Source organism: Neorhizobium tomejilense (genome assembly GCF_964254135.1).
GTDB lineage: Bacteria > Pseudomonadota > Alphaproteobacteria > Rhizobiales > Rhizobiaceae > Neorhizobium > Neorhizobium tomejilense.
Map to the genome: position 1 here is coordinate 4,094,502 of NZ_CAXUSO020000001.1, position 18,207 is coordinate 4,112,708.

Here is an 18,207-nt window from a genome sequence, read left to right on the forward strand (position 1 = left end):
TCCATAAACCTCCTCGCTTAAATGGAGGATCATGTTTTGAAACTGATGCGCATTGGTGAGCCGGGCCATGAAACGCCGGCACTTTTTGACAACAAGGGCAAGATCCGCGATCTGTCCGGCCATGTCGCCGATATTGCCGGGCCTGCCATTTCCCCGGAAGGCCTTGCCAAGATCGCCGCTCTCGATCCGGAAAGCCTGCCCGAATTGCAGCCGACCCGCATCGGCGCCTGCGTCGCGGGCACCGGAAAGTTCATCTGCATCGGCCTCAACTATTCCGACCACGCGGCCGAAACCGGCGCGACCGTACCACCGGAGCCGATCATCTTCATGAAGGCGACCTCCGCCATCGTCGGCCCGAACGACGACGTGGTCATCCCGCGCGGTTCCCAGAAGACCGACTGGGAAGTCGAGCTCGGGGTGGTCATCGGCAAGACTGCGAAATATGTCTCGGAAGCCGATGCGATGGATTATGTCGCCGGCTACTGCCTGACCAACGACGTCTCCGAACGCGCCTTCCAGACCGAACGCTCCGGCCAGTGGACCAAGGGCAAGTCCTGCGACACCTTCGGCCCGATCGGCCCCTGGCTCGTCACCAAGGACGAAATCGCCGATCCGCAGAACCTCGGCATGTGGCTCACGGTCAATGGCGAGAAGATGCAGAACGGCTCCACCAAGACCATGGTCTATGGCGTCCGTTATCTCGTCTCCTACCTCAGCCAGTTCATGTCGCTGCATCCGGGCGACATCATCTCCACCGGCACGCCTCCGGGCGTCGGCCTCGGCATGAAGCCGCAGCGTTTCCTGAAGCCTGGCGAAGTCGTCGAGCTCGGCATCGATGGCCTCGGCACCCAGCGCCAGACCTTCGTCGCCGATATCTAAATGATCGGGGACTCATGCCCGCCGGCGGGCATGAGTCCTTAACCAGGCTTGGAAGGTGGAACTTTAAGGCTTACATGTCATTCTCAAGACAGCAGAATGATCTGCGGTTCCGCCTTCCTCTTGGCCAATTCAGCCGGTATCCCCCATAATGTTGCACCGCAATAGAAAAGTGCTAGCCTATCCCCACGCTGCTCCTGAACCGATCGGTTCGATGCCCCTGTCGAATGCGCTGTCGGAAATCAAGAAAGGTAGCACCTCGATGTTCTATCAGTTCTACGAGATGAACCACGCCGCGATGGCTCCGGTCCGCGCTGCCGCGGATGCCATGCACTTCTTCTATTCCAACCCGCTCAATCCGTTTTCCCATACGACGATGGGCCGGACGCTGTCCGCCGGCCTTGAAGTCTTCGAGCGCGTGACGCGCCGATATGGCAAGCCGGCCTTCGATCTCCCGTTCACGACCGTCGACGGCGAGACTGTCGAGGTGACGGAAGAGATCGTCTGGAACAAGCCGTTCTGCAATCTCCTGCATTTCCGCCGCGATCTGCCGGCCGGCCGTGCCCCGGACCAGAAGATCCTGATCGTCGCGCCGATGTCCGGCCATTATGCGACCTTGCTGCGCGGCACCGTGGAAGCGCTGCTGCCAAGCGCCGATGTCTACATCACCGACTGGATCGACGCCCGCATGGTGCCGATCACCGATGGCCGCTTCGATCTCGACGATTATATCGACTACATCATCGAGATGCTGCACGCGATCGGCCCCGGCGCCCATGTCATCGGTGTCTGCCAGCCCTCCGTCCCGGTTCTGGCTGCCGTGGCGGTGATGGAATCGCAGCGGGATTCGATGGTTCCGGCCTCGATGATCCTGATGGGCGGCCCGATCGACACCCGCATCAACCCGACCGCCGTCAACAAGCTAGCGGAAAAACATCCGATCGAATGGTTCCGCGACAACGTCATCATGAACGTGCCGTGGCCGCATACAGGCTTCATGCGCCGCGTTTATCCGGGTTTCCTGCAATTGTCCGGCTTCATGTCGATGAACCTTGACCGCCATGTCAGCGCCCACAAGGAATTCTTCCAGCACCTCGTCAAGAACGACGGCGAGTCCGCCGAGAAGCACCGCGAGTTCTACGACGAATATCTGGCGGTCATGGACCTCACCGAGGAGTTTTACCTCCAGACGGTCGACACGGTCTTCATCAAGCATTCGCTGCCGAAGGGCGAGATGATGCACCGGAATGTACCGGTCGATACCAAGCTCATCCATCAGGTGGCACTTCTGACCGTCGAGGGCGAGAACGACGATATTTCCGGTCTCGGCCAGACCAATGCGGCGCAGACCATCTGCCCCAATATCCCCGATGACATGCGCCTGCATTACATGCAGCCGGATGTCGGCCATTACGGCGTGTTCAACGGCTCGCGTTTCCGTCGGGAGATCGCCCCCCGCATCGTCGCCTTCACCCAGAAACATGCCAAGTCCGCACCGAAGAAGACTCCGGTCAAGCGTGTGATAAAGGGCGGCAAGGCCGGCTAAGCCGGCGGGTTCTTCGAATTCCGGTTTATATTTCAGCATCTTCTTGAATTTAATGATCCGTCTTCTTGAAGGCGGATCATGGGCTCACCAAATCGAGATGAGACGGGCTGGCATGTGGCCACCCGCTGAAACATCAGGGTGTGACCAATGAACCAGTCAGCATTGATTCGTCCGGATTGGACGCCGGCCACCATCGCGCTCATGGTGCTCGGTTTCGTCGTTTTCTGGCCTCTCGGCCTTGCCATGCTCGCCTATATTCTCTTCGGGGACAGGCTCCGCGGCTTCAAGCGCGATGCCAACGACCGCGCCGATCGCATGTTCGCCGGCTGCCGCCGGGCGAAGTCCCGTTACAACACGCATTTCACCACCGGCAACATAGCCTTCGACGATTGGCGCAAGACCGAGATCGACCGGATCGAAGAAGAACGCCGCAAGCTGGACGAAATGCGCGAAGAATTCGACAACTATGTGCGCGAGCTTCGCCGCGCCAAGGACCAGGAAGAGTTCGATCGCTTCATGCGCGAGCGGCAGAACCGTTCTTCCGGCCAGAACCCGGTTGTCGATCTCTGATCCTCCCAAGGATTCACGTGAAACGTGATGGAAAGCCGGCGTCTGTGAGGCGCCGGCTTTTTTATGTAAGGGAATCGGCTAGAAAGGGTCCATGTTCGCGCTTCTGAAAAAGCCAGTCCGCTCCAAACCGAAACCGCTCGAAACGGTGAAGCGGACCCTTGATGTCGGCGATCGGGCGATGCCGCTGACGATCAGGGAAAACCGCCGTGCCACCCGCATCACGCTCAGGATCGAACCCGGCGGCCGCGCGCTCAATCTCACCGTGCCGGCGGGCCTGCTGAAGCGCGAGATCGACGATTTCCTCGACCGCCATCAGGGCTGGCTGCTGACCAAGCTGGCGAAATTCTCCGCGGACAATGCGATTCGCCCGGGCGGCCGCATCGCCTTTCGTGGCGTGCCTCACCGCATCGAACATACCGGCACGCTCCGCGGCCTCACCGAAGCGGTGCTGATCGACGGCGAACCGGTGCTGAGGGTGAGTGGCCTTGAGGATCACATGGGCCGCCGGCTCTCCGCCTTTTTCAAGAAGGAAGCGCGCAAGGATCTCGAAGTGCTGGTAGCCCGCCACGCCGCCGCCATCCGAAAGCCGATCAAGTCGGTCTCCATGAAGGATACCCGCAGCCGCTGGGGGTCCTGCTCGTGGGATGGAAATCTCAGCTTTTCCTGGCGCATCGTCATGGCTCCGCCTCTGATCATCGACTATCTCGCCGCCCATGAAGTGGCGCACCTGAAGGAGATGAACCACGGCCCAAAATTCTGGGCCCTGTGCAGGGAGCTCTGCCCGCGCATGGAAGAAGCGCGCAAATGGCTGAAACAGCACGGCTCGCAGCTGCATGCGATCGACTTCGAGTAGGAGACCGCCTGTGGGTCCTCGGGTCAAGCCCGAGGATGACGAGCTTGGATGTTATCGCCCGTTGGCGATCACCAGCCGTCCGCTCCTTAGCCATCCGCCGCCTTCTCCGTCGTCATCCTTATCTGTTGCGTTGGTTTTGCTTTGAGTTGAATCTGAGCAGGCCGGCGGCGTACCTTCGTCATCCTTGGTCTGAGAGACCGTGCCCGAGCGCGGTACGCCGCCTTTAGACATGCTTCCACCCGAACAGTTGACCGGGAGGCCGTTGGCGCGGCGATCCCGCAGGATAAGGATGGGTCTCATGAGCTTACCATCTTGCGTCGTCGGGATCGACATTTCCAAGTCGTTTCTGGATTGTTTTCTTCACCCCGCCGGTATGGTCCGTCGGTTTGACAATGACAGCCAAGGCCATCAGGCACTCATCGGCTTTGTCGCCGAGTATCAGGCCTTCGGCGTCCTGGAGGCGACCGGGCCTTATGACCGGGCACTTTGCCGACAGCTGCATCAGGCGGGATTGGCCTTCCATCGCGCCAATCCCCGCAAGGCACGCCAGTTTGCGAGAGCGGCAGGCTTTCTTGCCAAGACCGACCGGGTCGACGCACGCATGCTTGCCCTTTATGGAGCGACCATGTCTCTGGCTCCCGAGGCCAAGCCTGACGCAGCCCGTCAGGTTCTTCGAACCCTTGTCGAGCGGCGCGACCAACTTGTGGCAATGCGCAAGAGCGAGCGCATCCGTCTCGCCCAGCCCCATTGCCGGGACATCGACGAGAGCCTGCGACAGATGATGGAAGTGCTCGACCGGCAGATCGCCGCCATCAATGTCCGGATCGACATCCTGGTGAGGCAGGTCGAGGCTTTGGCTGAAGATCAGGCGATCCTGCGTTCGGCGCCGGGCGTCGGTCCGCAGACGGCAAGCGTGCTTCTAGCCTATATGCCGGAACTGGGTCGTCGTGATCGCCGTTCCGTCGCAGCTCTTGCCGGCCTCGCACCGATCGCATGCGATTCAGGTGCCATGCGCGGCAAACGCTGCATATGGGGCGGGCGCAAACGCGTCCGCGACGCGCTCTATATGGCCGCACTTGCGGCCTGTCGGTCAGGTCCCTTCAAGCGCATATTCCAAGCCATGCGCAATGCCGGCAAACCTCCAAAGCTTGTCCTGATCGCCATAGCAAGACGGTTGCTCGTCGCACTTAACGCCGCAATGAGGGACCGAAAACCCTTCCAAGCTTGACACCAACAACACAGTTGCTCGGGCTTGACCCGAGGATCCATGCCTCAAACGCGGCACTCTCGGCTATGATTTGCCTCGACTCCGGCGGAATTTCATGCCACTCCGCACCTCATGAAACCTGATATCAAGATCTGCGGGTTGAAGACCCCCGAGGCTGTCGATCGCGCCGTGGCGCGGGGCGCCTCGCATATCGGCTTCATCTTTTTTGCCAAGAGCCCGCGGTATGTGGAACCGGACCTTGCTGGAGACCTTGCCGATCGAGTCCGCGGACGGGTGAAGCTCGTCGCGGTGACGGTCGATGCCGATGACGAGGAACTGGACGACATCGTATCCATGGTGCGGCCGGATATCCTGCAGCTGCATGGCAACGAGAGCCCGGAACGGGTTCTGCAGGTCAAGGCGCTCTTCGGCCTGCCGGTCATGAAGGCATTTTCCGTGAAGGAAGCCGGCGATCTTGACCGGGTCGATGCGTATATCGGCGTCGCTGACCGTTTTCTCTTCGATGCCAAAGCTCCCGCCGGATCTGAATTGCCGGGCGGCAACGGCATTTCCTTTGACTGGAGCCTGATGGCTTCCCTTGACGAGGGCGTGGATTACATGCTTTCGGGAGGATTGAACAAGGATAATGCCGCCATCGCCCTCAAATCGACGCGGGCGACCGGTATCGATCTATCGTCCGGTGTCGAAAGTGCGCCGGGTATCAAGGACCTTGGAATGATCGATGCGTTTTTCGATGCCGTTGCAGATGCGGGTCGGAAAAGCGCGTGAGGGAGTAGACAGTGAACGAGACGCCAAAACCCAATTCGTTCCGTTCCGGCCCCGATGAGGATGGCCGTTTCGGTATTTTCGGCGGGCGCTTCGTCGCCGAAACGCTGATGCCGCTGATCCTGGATCTCCAGGGGGAATGGGAAAAGGCGAAGAACGATCCGGCCTTCCAGAAGGAACTGGCTGATCTCGGCGCCCATTATATCGGCCGCCCGAGCCCGCTCTATTTCGCCGAGCGCCTGACCCAACATCTCGGCGGCGCCAAGATCTATTTCAAGCGCGAAGAGCTGAACCATACCGGTTCGCACAAGATCAACAACTGCATCGGCCAGATCCTGCTTGCCAAGCGCATGGGCAAGACCCGTATCATCGCCGAAACCGGTGCCGGCCAGCATGGCGTTGCCTCCGCGACCGTTGCCGCCCGTTTCGGCTTCCCCTGCGTCGTCTACATGGGCGCCACCGACGTTCAGCGCCAGGCGCCGAACGTCTTCCGCATGAAGCTCCTCGGTGCTGAAGTCCGTCCGGTCACCGCCGGTCACGGCACGCTGAAGGACGCCATGAACGAGGCGCTGCGCGACTGGGTCACCAATGTCGACGACACCTATTACCTGATCGGCACCGCCGCCGGCCCGCATCCCTATCCGGAAATGGTCCGCGACTTCCAGTCGGTCATCGGCACCGAAGCCCGCGCCCAGCTGCTGGAAGCCGAAGGCAGGCTGCCTGACGTGGTCATTGCCGCCGTTGGCGGAGGGTCGAACGCGATCGGCATCTTCCATCCTTTCCTCGATGACGACAGCGTCCGGATCGTCGGCGTCGAAGCCGGTGGCCGTGGTCTCCAGGGCGTCGAGCACTGCGCCTCGATCACCGCCGGATCGCCTGGCGTCCTGCATGGCAACCGTACCTATCTGCTGCAGGACGGCGACGGCCAGATCCTCGAAGGCCATTCGATTTCGGCCGGCCTCGACTATCCGGGCATCGGTCCGGAGCACAGCTGGCTGCATTCCATCGGCCGTGCCGAATACGTGCCGATCATGGATGACGAAGCGCTCGACGCTTTCCAAATGCTGACCCGCCTCGAAGGCATCATCCCGGCGCTGGAGCCGAGCCATGCGCTCGCCGAAGTGATCAAGCGCGCCCCCAAGATGGGCAAGGACGAAATCATCCTGATGAATCTGTCGGGCCGTGGAGACAAGGACATCTTCACCGTCGGCAAGATTCTCGGCATGGAGCTTTGATATGACCGCTCGTATGGACAAACGTTTCGCGGCCCTGAAGGCCGAGGGTCGCCCCGCGCTGATCACCTACATCATGGGCGGCGATCCGGATTTCGAGACTTCGCTCGGCATCATGAAGGCACTGCCGGATGCCGGTGCCGATCTGATCGAGCTCGGCATGCCGTTTTCCGATCCGATGGCCGATGGGCCGGCGGTCCAGATGGCCGGTCAACGCGCTCTCAAAGGCGGCCAGACGCTTGCAAAGACGCTCGAGCTCGCACGCAGGTTCCGCGAAGGCGACACCGAAACGCCCATCGTCATGATGGGTTACTACAACCCGATCTATGTCTATGGCGTCGAAAAATTCCTCGATGATGTGATCGCCTCCGGCATCGACGGCCTGATCGTCGTCGACCTTCCGCCGGAAATGGATGACGAGCTCTGCATCCCGGCACTGGCCAAGGGTGTCAACTTCATCCGCCTCGCCACCCCGACCACCGACGACAAGCGCCTCCCGGCCGTTCTCAAGAACACGTCGGGTTTCGTTTATTACGTCTCGATGAACGGCATTACCGGCTCGGCCCTTCCGGATCCGTCGCTGATCGGCGGAGCCGTCAAGCGCATCAAGGGCCACACGGCTCTGCCGGTCTGCGTCGGTTTCGGCGTCAAGACTGCGGATCACGCCAAGGCAATCGGTGCTGCGGCGGATGGCGTCGTTGTCGGTTCGGCAATCGTCAGCCAGATCGCCGGCAGCCTCACCAAGGACGGCAAGGCCGGTCCGGATACCGTTGCTGCGGTCGCAACCCTGGTTCGGGGCCTTGCAACCGGCGTGCGCGCTGCCCGCCTTGTTGCCGCCGAATAGTTTCCCACATTAGGCTTGAGTTAATCGGGAGTACGCCAAGTGAACTGGATCACCAATTACGTCCGGCCGCGCATCAACTCCATGCTCGGTCGTCCCAACCGGGACGTTCCGGAAAATCTCTGGATCAAATGCCCGGAAACCGGGGAAATGGTCTTTCATAAGGACCTGGAGGAAAACAAGTGGGTCATCCCCGCTTCCGGTTTCCACATGAAGATGCCGGCCAAGGCTCGCCTTGTCGATCTTTTCGACGGCGGTGTCTTCGAAGCGTTCCCGCAGCCGAAGGTCGCCCAGGATCCACTGAAATTCCGCGATTCGAAACGGTATGCCGACCGCCTGAAGGACAGCCGCATCAAGACCGAGCAGGAAGACACGATTCTTGCCGGTCTCGGCGAAGTCCAGGGCTTGAAGCTCGTTGCTATCGTGCATGAATTCAACTTCATCGGCGGTTCGCTCGGCATGGCGGCCGGCGAGGCGATCGTCCGCGCCTGCGAACGGGCTCTCACCGAAAAATGCCCGCTGGTGATCTTCCCGGCCTCCGGTGGAGCCCGCATGCAGGAAGGCATCCTGTCGCTGATGCAGCTGCCGCGCACCACCGTTGCGGTCGACATGCTGAAGGAAGCGGGCCTGCCCTATATCGTCGTGCTCACCAACCCGACGACCGGCGGCGTCACGGCCTCCTACGCCATGCTGGGCGACGTTCATATCGCCGAACCGGGGGCCGAAATCGGCTTTGCCGGCAAGCGCGTCATCGAGCAGACGCTGCGCGAAAAGCTGCCCGAAGGTTTCCAGACCTCGGAATATCTGCTGGAGCACGGCATGGTCGACATGGTGGTGAAGCGCCACGACATTCCGTCGACGCTGGCCAAGATCCTGAAGATGCTGACAAAGCAGCCTGTCCAGGAAGCGCTTCCGGCGCCCATCGCGCTCAGCGCCTGACCGAAAGAGAGCATCGAGAGCCGGAGCGGCGGGATGACCACCATGAACGAGCCCGTTGTGAGCGAGGCGGAACGGGAAATCGATAGGCTGATGACCCTTCATCCGAAGGGTTTCGATCTTTCACTCGACAGGATCACCCGCCTGCTCGAACTCCTCGGCAATCCGCACAGGAAACTGCCGCGCGTCATCCATGTGGCCGGCACCAACGGCAAGGGCTCCGTGACCGCGTTCTGCCGTGCCCTGCTCGAGGCAGGCGGTTACGCTACGCATGTCCACACGTCCCCGCATCTCGTCAACTGGCATGAACGCTATCGAATCGGCGTCAAAGGCGGCCGCAGCCAGATCGTCGGCGATGAGATGCTGGCGGATGCCCTGCGGCGCATCGCGGCGGCCAATAACGGCCAGATGATCACCGTCTTCGAGATACTGACCGCCGCCACCTTCCTGCTGTTCTCGGAACAGCCCGGCGATGCGGTGCTCCTCGAAGTCGGCCTCGGCGGCCGTTTCGATGCCACCAACGTCATTTCCGATCCGGCGGTCTCGGTTATCATGCCGATCTCGCTCGACCACCAGGCCTATCTCGGCGATCGAGTCGAACTGATTGCCGCAGAAAAGGCGGGGATCATGAAGCGCGGCCGCCCGGTCGTCATTGGACAGCAGGAATTTGAGGCGGCCCGCGACGTGCTGGTTTCGACTGCCGAACGGCTCGGCTGTCCGACCGCCGTCTATGGCCAGGAATTTTCGGCCCACGAGGAATTTGGCCGGCTGATCTATCAAGACGAGTTCGGCCTTGCCGATCTGCCTTTGCCGCGCCTGCCGGGGCGTCACCAATACGCCAACGCCGCCGCCGCCATCCGCGCCGTCAAGGCAGCTGGCTTCACCGTCACCGAAGCGATGATGGAAAAGGCGATGGCGACCGTCGAATGGCCGGCCCGCCTCCAGAAGCTGACCGAAGGCAAATTGCTGCAATATGCGCCCGAGGGTTCTGAAATCTGGCTGGACGGCGGGCACAATCCCGGCGCCGGCGAGGTGATCGCCGAGGCGATGGCATCCTTCGAGGAACGCCAGGCCCGGCCGCTTTACATCATTGCCGGCATGATCAATACCAAGGATCCGATCGGCTATTTCCGCGCCTTTGCCGACATTGCCGAACACGTCTTCACTGTGCGCATCCGCGGCAGCGAATCCGGGCTCGACCCGGTAGTTCTCGCCCATGCCGCATTCGATGCGGGCCTGGTGGCCGAACCCGCCGGCTCCACGGCCGAGGCGCTGCAGGAAATCGCCCGTCGCCAGGTGCCGGGCGCTCCGCCGCCGCGCATCCTGATCGGCGGCTCGCTTTATTTCGCCGGCAACGTACTTGCCGACAACGGCACCCCACCGACCTGACCGGAAGGGCCGGGACCGACATAGAAAAAGCCCGGCTGCAGGGATCAGCCGGGCTTTTTTACGCGGGCATGCGACTGGAAGTTAGGCGGCGCTGGAAATCCAGGCCGAAAGGGCGGTCTTCGGAGCGGCGCCAACCTTGATGTCGGCGACTTCGCCACCCTTGAACATGGCAAGCGTCGGGATCGAGCGCACGCCGAACTGGGCAGCAAGCTCAGGATTTTCGTCGATATTCAGCTTGACGACCTTCACCTTGCCGGCGAGCTCGTTCGAAATTTCTTCGAGGCTCGGGCCAATCATTTTGCAAGGGCCGCACCATTCAGCCCAGAAATCCACGATCACCGGCTCGGCGGCGTCGAGGACTTCGGCCTGGAAGTTGCTGTTATCGACTTTTACGGTAGCCATAGGGCTCTCCTTCACGATTCTCTGTTGGTGTAAATGTGAGCTTCCCGCTCAAAGTTTTCAATGGCCGCTATCTCACTTTGTTTTGAGTTCCGCAAGCGAGCGTGACAGCAGTTCCGCCGGCAGCGTAACCACTTGCGCCGACTCGGTATAGACCAGCACGCAGTCGAAATTCTTTGCCGGATAAAGCGGCCGCAGGATTTCGCGATAGATGGCGAGCTGGGCGCGATGCGAGAGCGGTATTGCGTCGAGGTTCTTCGGCGGCACTCGATTGGTCTTGTAGTCGAGGATGATCACCCGATCCTCGGTCACCACCAGCCGGTCGATGCGGCCGGAAATCGCATAGTCGCGGCCTTCTAGCGTCAGCGTGCCCATGATCGAGACTTCCGATTGGCTGCGCTCGGAAAACACCGGCCCGAGTTCCGTGTGCGACAGCACCGACATGACGCTGGCGACGAGCTTCTCGCGCTCCGCCGCCGGCCAGAAACGGGCCGCACGGTCCGCATAACGGCGGCCGGCGGAGGCACGTTCGGGCTCTGGAAAATCCGTCAGCATCTGCAGCATTCGGTGGACCAGCTTGCCCTTCTGCAGCGCCAGCCCCGCACGGTCCTTCTGGTCAGTGGCGAACAGCGGCGATGTGACGATGAGGTCGTCCGCGTCGTCATCGATCATCGTGCCGGCGCCGGAAGGGCTGAGCGGCCGCGGCAGGATTTTTTGCGCGGGCAGGGGACGGGAAAGCGCTGTGGGAAGCGGCGTTCTGTCCGCTGCCGCCGCCTCCTTGTGCGCCGCCTTCGGCGCCTGTCCGGGGGCGGCCGGAAGCCGCCATTTGAAACCGCCCCATTCGCCATCCGAGCCGCGAAACTCCGCCGGGCTGCAATGGTGTTCGTCGGCGGCGAGCGCCTTCGAGATCATCGACTGCCAGGTATCGGGATTGTCGATCTTGCCGCGATAACCGCAGACGATCAGCCGGTCCGCAGCCCGTGTCATCCCCACATAGAGCAGCCGGCGATATTCTTCCTCGGTCGAAGTCCTGATCCGATCGTCGTCGGCTGATGTCATCGCATTGGTCAGCATCTTGCCTGGCACCCAGGCGGGTACGTTCTCGCCGGCGATCCGAAGCAGCCGGAATTTCGGCACATGCGAGGAAATGAAAGCCTTCGAGCCGCTGTCGACGAGGAACACCACCGGCGCCTCCAGGCCCTTGGAAGCGTGCACGGTCATGATCCGCACCTCGTTGCGGCCGCCGTCCTGCTCGCGCTTCACCTCCGGCGATTCGATTTCCAGCGTTGAGATGAAGGCCTGCAGGCCCGGTAATCCATTTGTCTCGTGGTCGAGCGCGAAGGTCAGGAATTCGTCGAGAATATCGCCCGCCTCGGTCCCGAGCCGGCCAAGGAATTTCCGTCGCCCGCCTTGCGTCCCGAGAATCCGGGCAAACAGATCGTGAGGGCTGAGCTGCCGCGAGAGGCTGAGAAGGTGCTGAAGCCGGTCGGCCGCATCGCGGAACCGGAGCGGCTGTTCGTCGCTCAGACGGTTGAGTTGCGTCCAGGCACTGATGTTCTCGACCCGCAGTGCCGCGACTTCGAAGACATCCTCCTCGGAGAGATTGAAGAGCGGGCTCTTGAGCAGCGCCGCCAGCGAAAGATCGTCCTGCGGCAGCAGCAGGAAACGGCCGAGCGCCAGGAGATCCTGCACGGCGATATGGCTCGTCAGCCGCAGCCGGTCGGCACCGGCGACGGGAATGTTGTCGCGGCGTTTCAGTGCCCGGGTCAGCGCATTGACGAAGGCGTCGCGCTTTCGGACCAGAACAAGGATGTCACCGGCTTCAATCGGCCGTTCGACGCCCTTTTCGATGATCGTTTCCTTGCCGATCATCTCCTCGATCCGGTTGGCGATCCGGCCGGCGAGAATGGCGGAAGGCGCCTTATCGGGCGTCGAATCGAATGGCGCCGTCCAGTCCTCCTCCTGTTCGGCGACTTCCGGCACCACGACATCCCAGAGATCGACGGCGCCCGGGTGGCCGATCCGGTTGGAGCGGTGCTGCACCGGTTCGCCGAGCGCGCTGAGGCCTCGAAAGTTCTCCTCCAGAGAAAACACCTGGTCGACGGCTGCGAGCACATCGGCCGTGGAGCGGAAGGAGAGCGGCAGCCGCACCGAGTGGAAGGCCTGGTCGCTGGCCCGCACCCGCTTTTCGGTCTCGCTGCGTTCTTCCGCAAACCGCTCCGGCCGGGCGCCCTGGAAGGAATAGATCGACTGTTTTTCGTCGCCGACGGCAAAAATGGTGCGGCGGGTCTCGCGGGCGCTGGCGCCGGAATAGAAATCCTCCGCCAGTGACTTGATCACCGTCCACTGGATGGGGCTGGTGTCCTGCGCCTCGTCGACGAGAATGTGGTCGATGCCCTGGTCGAGCTTGTAATGCACCCAGGCGCCGACGCCGTCTCGGGTGAGGAGATCGGCGGTGCGGGCGATCAGGTCCTCGAAATCGAGCAGGCTGCGCTGTTTCTTCAGGTCCTCGTAATCGTCGTTGAGGCGTTGCGCGAGCGTCAGAGCCGCCTTGGTGGCGAGGAACATCCGGATCAGCCGCAGCCGGTCGCGACAAGCGACGACATGGGCACGGGCGGTTGCCACCGCTTCGGCGAGTTCCGGCGCCGTCGTTGTCATCGCCTTGGCGACCAGCGAACTGTCGGCTTTCGGCTTGCCCTCGCGGGTCAGGAAAATCTGGTCGAGATGCTGGGCCCGCTTCAGGACATCCGGCTCCTTGGCGACCAGTCGAAGGCCGTAAGCGACCTCCGTGACCTTCTGCCCGCCCTTCTGGTCGGCAAGCGCCAGATAGAGATCGAGCGTCAGGCCGGAGAGGCCGGGCAGGGGCCAGTAGGCTGCTGCTATACTGTCTTCCGTGTCGGCTGGCCCCAACCCCAGCGCGCGCTTCAGCTCGACGCCGATGCCGCCGTGACGTTCGGCATGGGCAATGAAACGGCGGATCGCGGTGCGGTTGGCGATAATATCGCCGAGCAGCGTTTCGAGCCCGAATTCGTCGCCGAGATCCAGCACGTGCGCAAAGGCTTCTGCGAGCACCGGGTCTTCTTCCGCCGAGGTCGCCGTCAGCAGCGAGCGCCGCGCATCGGCGAGCAGGGCGGAGGCGGCGCGGTCGTCGAGCACCGAAAAATGCCCGGCGACATTGGCTTCGAGCGGAAACTGGTGCAGCAGCGCTTCGCAGAAGGCGTGGATGGTCTGGATCTTCAGCCCGCCCGGCGTTTCCAGAGCCTTCGCGAACAGCCGCCGCGCCTCCGCGAGCTTAAAAACATCCGGCTCAGCGCCTTCGATGCCAGCGATCCGCTTGCGCAGCTCGTCGTCCGAAAGCACCGTCCATTCCGAAAGCCGCTGGAAGACACGGTTCGACATTTCCGATGCGGCCGCCTTGGTATAGGTGAGGCAGAGGATCGATGAAGGCCGGCAACCGGCGAGCAGCAGGCGGATGACCCGCTGGGTCAGCACATGCGTCTTGCCGGAGCCGGCATTGGCGGAAACCCAGGCGGAACTTATAGGATCGGAGGCGAGCGATTGCTGCACCGTCGTCCAGTCGATCCACTTGATCGGGTCGTCGCCCTCCGGAGCCAGATCACTCATCGACTTCCGCCTCCTCGTCGTCGGCCGTCGACCATTCGGCAACACGGGCGAGGTGGTCGTATTCGCCGCCGAAATCATTCTGCGCCATCGGGACGAGCCGTGATGCAAAGCCGGCTTCTCCATTGCGGAGCGTGATCACGAACCGGGCCAGCTGTTCGAGGGATTCGTCCGCCAGATCGATCGCGGATTTAGGCTGCCGCTTGGCCGTCGCGTTCGAACCCTCGTTGTTGACCTTATCTTCCCGGAACCGGTCGCCGGGACGCAGCCGGACATAGAGCAGCTGGTCGGGCGTCAAGGGACCGGCATCCTTGAAAGCTCCGGCCCGAAGCGCCGCCGCCTCAAGCCCGAGCTGCGGATCGAGCAGTGCCCGCGCCTGGGAAACGGATGGGCTGAGGCCCGTCTTGTAGTCGACGATGTCCGCAAGGCCCGAACCTTTGATGTCGATCCGGTCGGCGATCCCGGTGACGCGGATGCCGGCGGGCTCCAGCTCCCAGCCGGCACCGACTTCCGTCATCGTCCTGCGGATATCCGGCGCCCGCTCGACTTCCCAGTCCAGGAAGGCACGGGCGACTTCGACAAAACGGGGCCGCCAGACGCGATCGATATGGGTTGGCAGCTGTTCGGCGTCGAACAGTTCCTGGGTGATCCGGCGCATTGCCTCTTTGGCCGCAGGCGTTCCGGGCTTGTGGCCCTCGCGCGTGTAGCGGTCCACGATCGCGTGGTAGAGTATACCGCGTTCGGAAGCGCCGGGATCGCGGTTGAACGGGTCGAGCGGATCGAGTTTCAGGATGCGGCGGGCATAGGTCGAATAAGGGTCGCGGCGCAGGCGCCCGACCTCGCTGAAGGAATATTTCACCGGCTGCAGATCCGCCGGCGGTTTCGGGGCCGGGCGCTTGGCGACCGGCTGGTTTTCGCCGGCGTCGATCATGAAGGCCCAATCGCGATATTGGTGGCCACGGCCCTTGAGATCTTCGGCAAATCGTCTTCCGCCCAGGGCCAGCAGCCGCTGCAGCCAGCGCGAGGCGACGGTCGGCGTCGATCCCTGCCGCGTCGAGCGCGACAGGATCAGATGCCGGGTGCCGCAGGCCATTTCGAAATCGTGGGCGAGCTGGCCGATCCGCCGTTCCGGCGGCTCGAGGCCCATATCGGTCTTCATCGTCCGGGACAGGAAGGGGTTGTTGACGGTTTGGCCCGGCCAGGACCCTTCGTTGAGGCCGCCGAGGATCATCGTATCGACGCTCTGCAGCCGGGCTTCCAGCGTGCCGAAGATGAAGATGCGCGGATGGCTGAGCGAACGGGGCTTTACCGCCTCGCCTGTTGTCAGTGCCATGACGATGTCGATCCATTGGGGACCGTCCGCCTCCATCTGCCCGTCGGTGTCGATGACTTCGGAGAGCAACCCCGCCAGCCGCTCGCCAGCTTCGCCGGGCCAGAGCGCCGCGAGGTTTTTCCCCTCATCCACGCAGATGGCTTCCAGCGCGCGGCCCGTGCGTTCGGCCCAGTCGGAGAGCGTCAGCTTGGCGGTGAGGCCGCGCCCGTCCGGCCGGCGGCGGATGAGGGCCGAGGCGAGCGGCTCGACGGCTTTTGCCAGCCGCCGGGCGAGGTCACGGGCCTTGTCGACGGCGTCGGCAGGCAGCGACAGCCGCCAGTGAGGCGTATGCCGGTCTTTAAGCTGGGCAGCAAGCTGGGTTTCGAGCAGCGGCTCCAGCGCCGAAATGTCCATGTCGCCCAGACCGCCGCGCAGCGCCAGGATTTCAAGCGCTTCGACGGAAGACCGCAGATCGGCAGTGGGCAGGCCGAGCCGCATCAGCGGGTGTTTGATCAGCGCCACGATCGCCAGCGGGTCGCCCGGCCGAAGCGTCGCTTCGAGCAGCAGCTGGGTCAGCGTGCCCTGCGGCGTGCCGGAAAGCGGCGAACCGGCGGAATCGTCGGCGAGCAGGCCGAAACGGGAAAGTTCGGCGGTGACCCGGCGGGCCAGCGCACGATCGGGTGTGATCAGTGCCGCCTGGCTCTCGCCGCCTTGCCTGCCCGGCTGCTCGAGCGCCAGCCGAAGCGCGATGGCGATCGCCACAGCCTCTTCGCGTTCGTTCGAGGCTTCGATCAGCGAAACATCGGCAAAGGCCTGGGCCAGGAGGCCGGGATCGGCGCTGTCCCGCCAAGTGCTCCAGCGGTCGGTCGCCTTGGCGGGCACCAGCGCCTGGGAGAGCGCTTCGGCGCGGAAGGTGAGATCGCCCGGGACTTCGCCAAGCACCGCCACGTCTTCCCGCGTCACGCCGAGCTTCCTGAGCAGCCGTGACAGGCCGAATTGCGAATGGCTGCGGCTGGCGGGTTCGGGTTTACCGTCAATGGCCTGTTCGCCGATCATCGCCCACTGATCCGCCGGCATCGAGAGATCGAGCCCCGGCAGAACCACGGTACCGTTCGGAAGGTTGGAGATCGCGGCGATCAGATCGGCAGCGGCCGGCACCGACCCGGTCGAACCCGCGACGATCACCGGGCCTTTATGGTCTCTCAGAGAAATCCGCCGTGCCTCGCCGCGCAGGATCGCCGCCTGGTGTTTCGCCGGCGAAGAACGGCGCAGTTCTTCGAGCCGAAGCGGCCAGAAGGCGCTGGCGATCGACAGGAACTCGGCGGTCAGCTGCCACCAGAGCGCATGTTCGCCGGTGTCGAGTTTTTTGAGATCCGCCCAATCGCGCTCTTCGGTCTCGACCGCGTCGATGAGCTCCGCAAGCGCCCGGGCGAGCCATATGGCATCGGCGGGGCTGGCCGGTGCGACGAGCGGGGATTCCGAATGCACGTCGAGCACGATCTTCGGAAGCTGGTTGCGCCAGGCAAGGATCAGCCGGCCGAGCTCCAGCAGTCGGGCTGTGCCGCCGATTGGCAGTGCGAGGTCCATTTCCTCGGGTGCCACGAGGTCGAAATAACCGCTGTCGTCGTCGGTTTCGCCAAGCGGCCGGATGACCGGCAGGATCGCCGATCGGCCGCCGAGGAGGTCGACGAATTCCGAGCGCAACACGCGGGCCGAACGGCGCGTCGGCACATAGATGGTCACGTCGGCGAGCGAAAGCGGATCGGCCGGATCGTAGCGGAAGGTCTCGTTGAGCCGGCCGTCGCAGAGTGTTGCTGCCACGGTCTTGAGGAACGGCGCTCCGGCGGGGATCGAAAAGACCCGCTTCTTGCCGGATAGCGTGGTCATGCCTCCACCTGATAACGGGCGATCACCGCTTCGGCTTCCGGCAGCGCTTCCGGTGTGCCGACGGTGATCCAGTGGCCGTCGAGCATAGTTCCATAGAGCCGGCCGCGGGCGATCGCCTTGTCGAAATAGATATTGATGTTGAAGGCGTCGGACGGCGCGCCATCCAGAAAGGACGGGCTCATCGCGAAGGCGCCGGCATAAACGACCGGATTGGCCGGATCGTCCCGGTAACGCCTCAACCGGCCATCCGCATCCATGCCGAAATCGTTGATACCGTTGTGCCCGGTCGTGTTGTCGATATCGACGCAGAGCATCGCCATGTCCATGCGCTCGGGGTCGAAGAAATTTGCCAGGTGCTGCAGGTTGGTCGGTTTGCCGAGTGTCTCGCCGATCCAGAAGAGGTCGGCATTCATGATGAAAACCGTGCCGCGATCGAGGAGCTTCAGCCCCTTTACGATACCGCCGCCATTGTTCATCAGCGCGTCGCGCTCGTCGGAGATCAGGATTTCGAGGCCCTTGTAAGCTTCAAGATGCGCTGCCATCTGGTCGGCGAAGTGGTGCACGTTGACCACCGCGCGCTCGACGCCGGCTTCCTTTAGCGAATCCAGCACGTAGTTGATCATCGGCTTGCCGGCGACCGGCACCAGCGGCTTCGGCATCGCGTTGGTGATCGGCCGCATGCGGGTGCCGAGCCCTGCGGCAAGCACCATGGCCTGTTTGATGGGGGCTCGTTTAATGGTCATCTAAAACCG

General features: G+C 62.8%; 14 protein-coding genes. 10 read left to right on the forward strand and 4 right to left on the reverse strand.

Translation table 11 applies throughout. The features are described from left to right. Positions 1-36: 36 nt before the first annotated feature. From ACSQ3G_RS20160 to ACSQ3G_RS20205, 10 genes are all read left to right on the forward strand, one after another. On the forward strand, positions 37-879 hold the full coding sequence (locus ACSQ3G_RS20160; protein WP_436111297.1) for a fumarylacetoacetate hydrolase family protein: 843 nt from the start codon (positions 37-39) through the stop codon (positions 877-879). A 259-nt stretch (positions 880-1,138) separates the two neighbouring features. After that, entirely contained in the window at positions 1,139-2,422 is a 1,284-nt protein-coding gene (locus ACSQ3G_RS20165; protein ID WP_436111749.1) for a polyhydroxyalkanoate depolymerase, read from the forward strand. A gap of 147 nt (positions 2,423-2,569) precedes the next feature. Then, positions 2,570-2,992, forward strand: coding sequence for a DUF2852 domain-containing protein (locus ACSQ3G_RS20170; protein ID WP_046668110.1), 423 nt, complete (start codon positions 2,570-2,572; stop codon positions 2,990-2,992). A 91-nt stretch (positions 2,993-3,083) separates the two neighbouring features. Beyond that, positions 3,084-3,845 (forward strand): M48 family metallopeptidase, encoded by a 762-nt coding sequence (locus tag ACSQ3G_RS20175; protein WP_046636688.1) that lies wholly within the window; start codon positions 3,084-3,086, stop codon positions 3,843-3,845. A 298-nt stretch (positions 3,846-4,143) separates the two neighbouring features. Beyond that, a complete protein-coding gene (locus tag ACSQ3G_RS20180) occupies positions 4,144-5,073 on the forward strand; it encodes an IS110 family RNA-guided transposase (protein ID WP_436111298.1) in 930 nt (309 codons plus the stop codon). Positions 5,074-5,184: 111 nt separating this feature from the next. Next, positions 5,185-5,841, forward strand: coding sequence for a phosphoribosylanthranilate isomerase (locus tag ACSQ3G_RS20185; protein WP_105440015.1), 657 nt, complete (start codon positions 5,185-5,187; stop codon positions 5,839-5,841). A gap of 11 nt (positions 5,842-5,852) precedes the next feature. After that, positions 5,853-7,073, forward strand: coding sequence for a tryptophan synthase subunit beta (trpB, locus tag ACSQ3G_RS20190; RefSeq protein WP_436111299.1), 1,221 nt, complete (start codon positions 5,853-5,855; stop codon positions 7,071-7,073). 1 nt (position 7,074) lies between these two features. After that, positions 7,075-7,914, forward strand: coding sequence for a tryptophan synthase subunit alpha (gene trpA, locus ACSQ3G_RS20195; RefSeq protein WP_436111300.1), 840 nt, complete (start codon positions 7,075-7,077; stop codon positions 7,912-7,914). 39 nt (positions 7,915-7,953) lie between these two features. Beyond that, positions 7,954-8,850, forward strand: coding sequence for an acetyl-CoA carboxylase, carboxyltransferase subunit beta (gene accD, locus ACSQ3G_RS20200; protein ID WP_105440013.1), 897 nt, complete (start codon positions 7,954-7,956; stop codon positions 8,848-8,850). A 33-nt stretch (positions 8,851-8,883) separates the two neighbouring features. Beyond that, entirely contained in the window at positions 8,884-10,236 is a 1,353-nt protein-coding gene (locus ACSQ3G_RS20205) for a bifunctional folylpolyglutamate synthase/dihydrofolate synthase (RefSeq protein WP_436111301.1), read from the forward strand. Positions 10,237-10,317: 81 nt separating this feature from the next. Here ACSQ3G_RS20205 and trxA read toward each other — a convergent pair whose 3' ends face one another. The 4 genes from trxA to ACSQ3G_RS20225 form a co-directional block, all read right to left on the reverse strand. Further along, the gene (gene trxA / locus ACSQ3G_RS20210) at positions 10,318-10,638 is read right to left on the reverse strand and encodes a thioredoxin (protein ID WP_038547409.1); all 321 of its coding nucleotides are present in this window, start codon (positions 10,636-10,638) and stop codon (positions 10,318-10,320) included. A 72-nt stretch (positions 10,639-10,710) separates the two neighbouring features. Then, positions 10,711-14,259 carry a double-strand break repair helicase AddA gene (gene addA / locus ACSQ3G_RS20215; protein ID WP_436111302.1) on the reverse strand — a complete coding sequence of 1,183 codons (3,549 nt, stop codon included), beginning with the start codon at positions 14,257-14,259 and terminating at the stop codon, positions 10,711-10,713. Next, on the reverse strand, positions 14,252-17,455 hold the full coding sequence (gene addB / locus ACSQ3G_RS20220; RefSeq protein ID WP_436111303.1) for a double-strand break repair protein AddB: 3,204 nt from the start codon (positions 17,453-17,455) through the stop codon (positions 14,252-14,254). The genes addA and addB overlap by 8 nt, the downstream gene beginning before the upstream one ends. After that, complete coding sequence (locus ACSQ3G_RS20225; protein ID WP_436111304.1) at positions 17,452-18,198, reverse strand: nucleotidyltransferase family protein; 747 nt, start codon at positions 18,196-18,198, stop codon at positions 17,452-17,454. The genes addB and ACSQ3G_RS20225 overlap by 4 nt, the downstream gene beginning before the upstream one ends. Positions 18,199-18,207 lie beyond the last annotated feature (9 nt).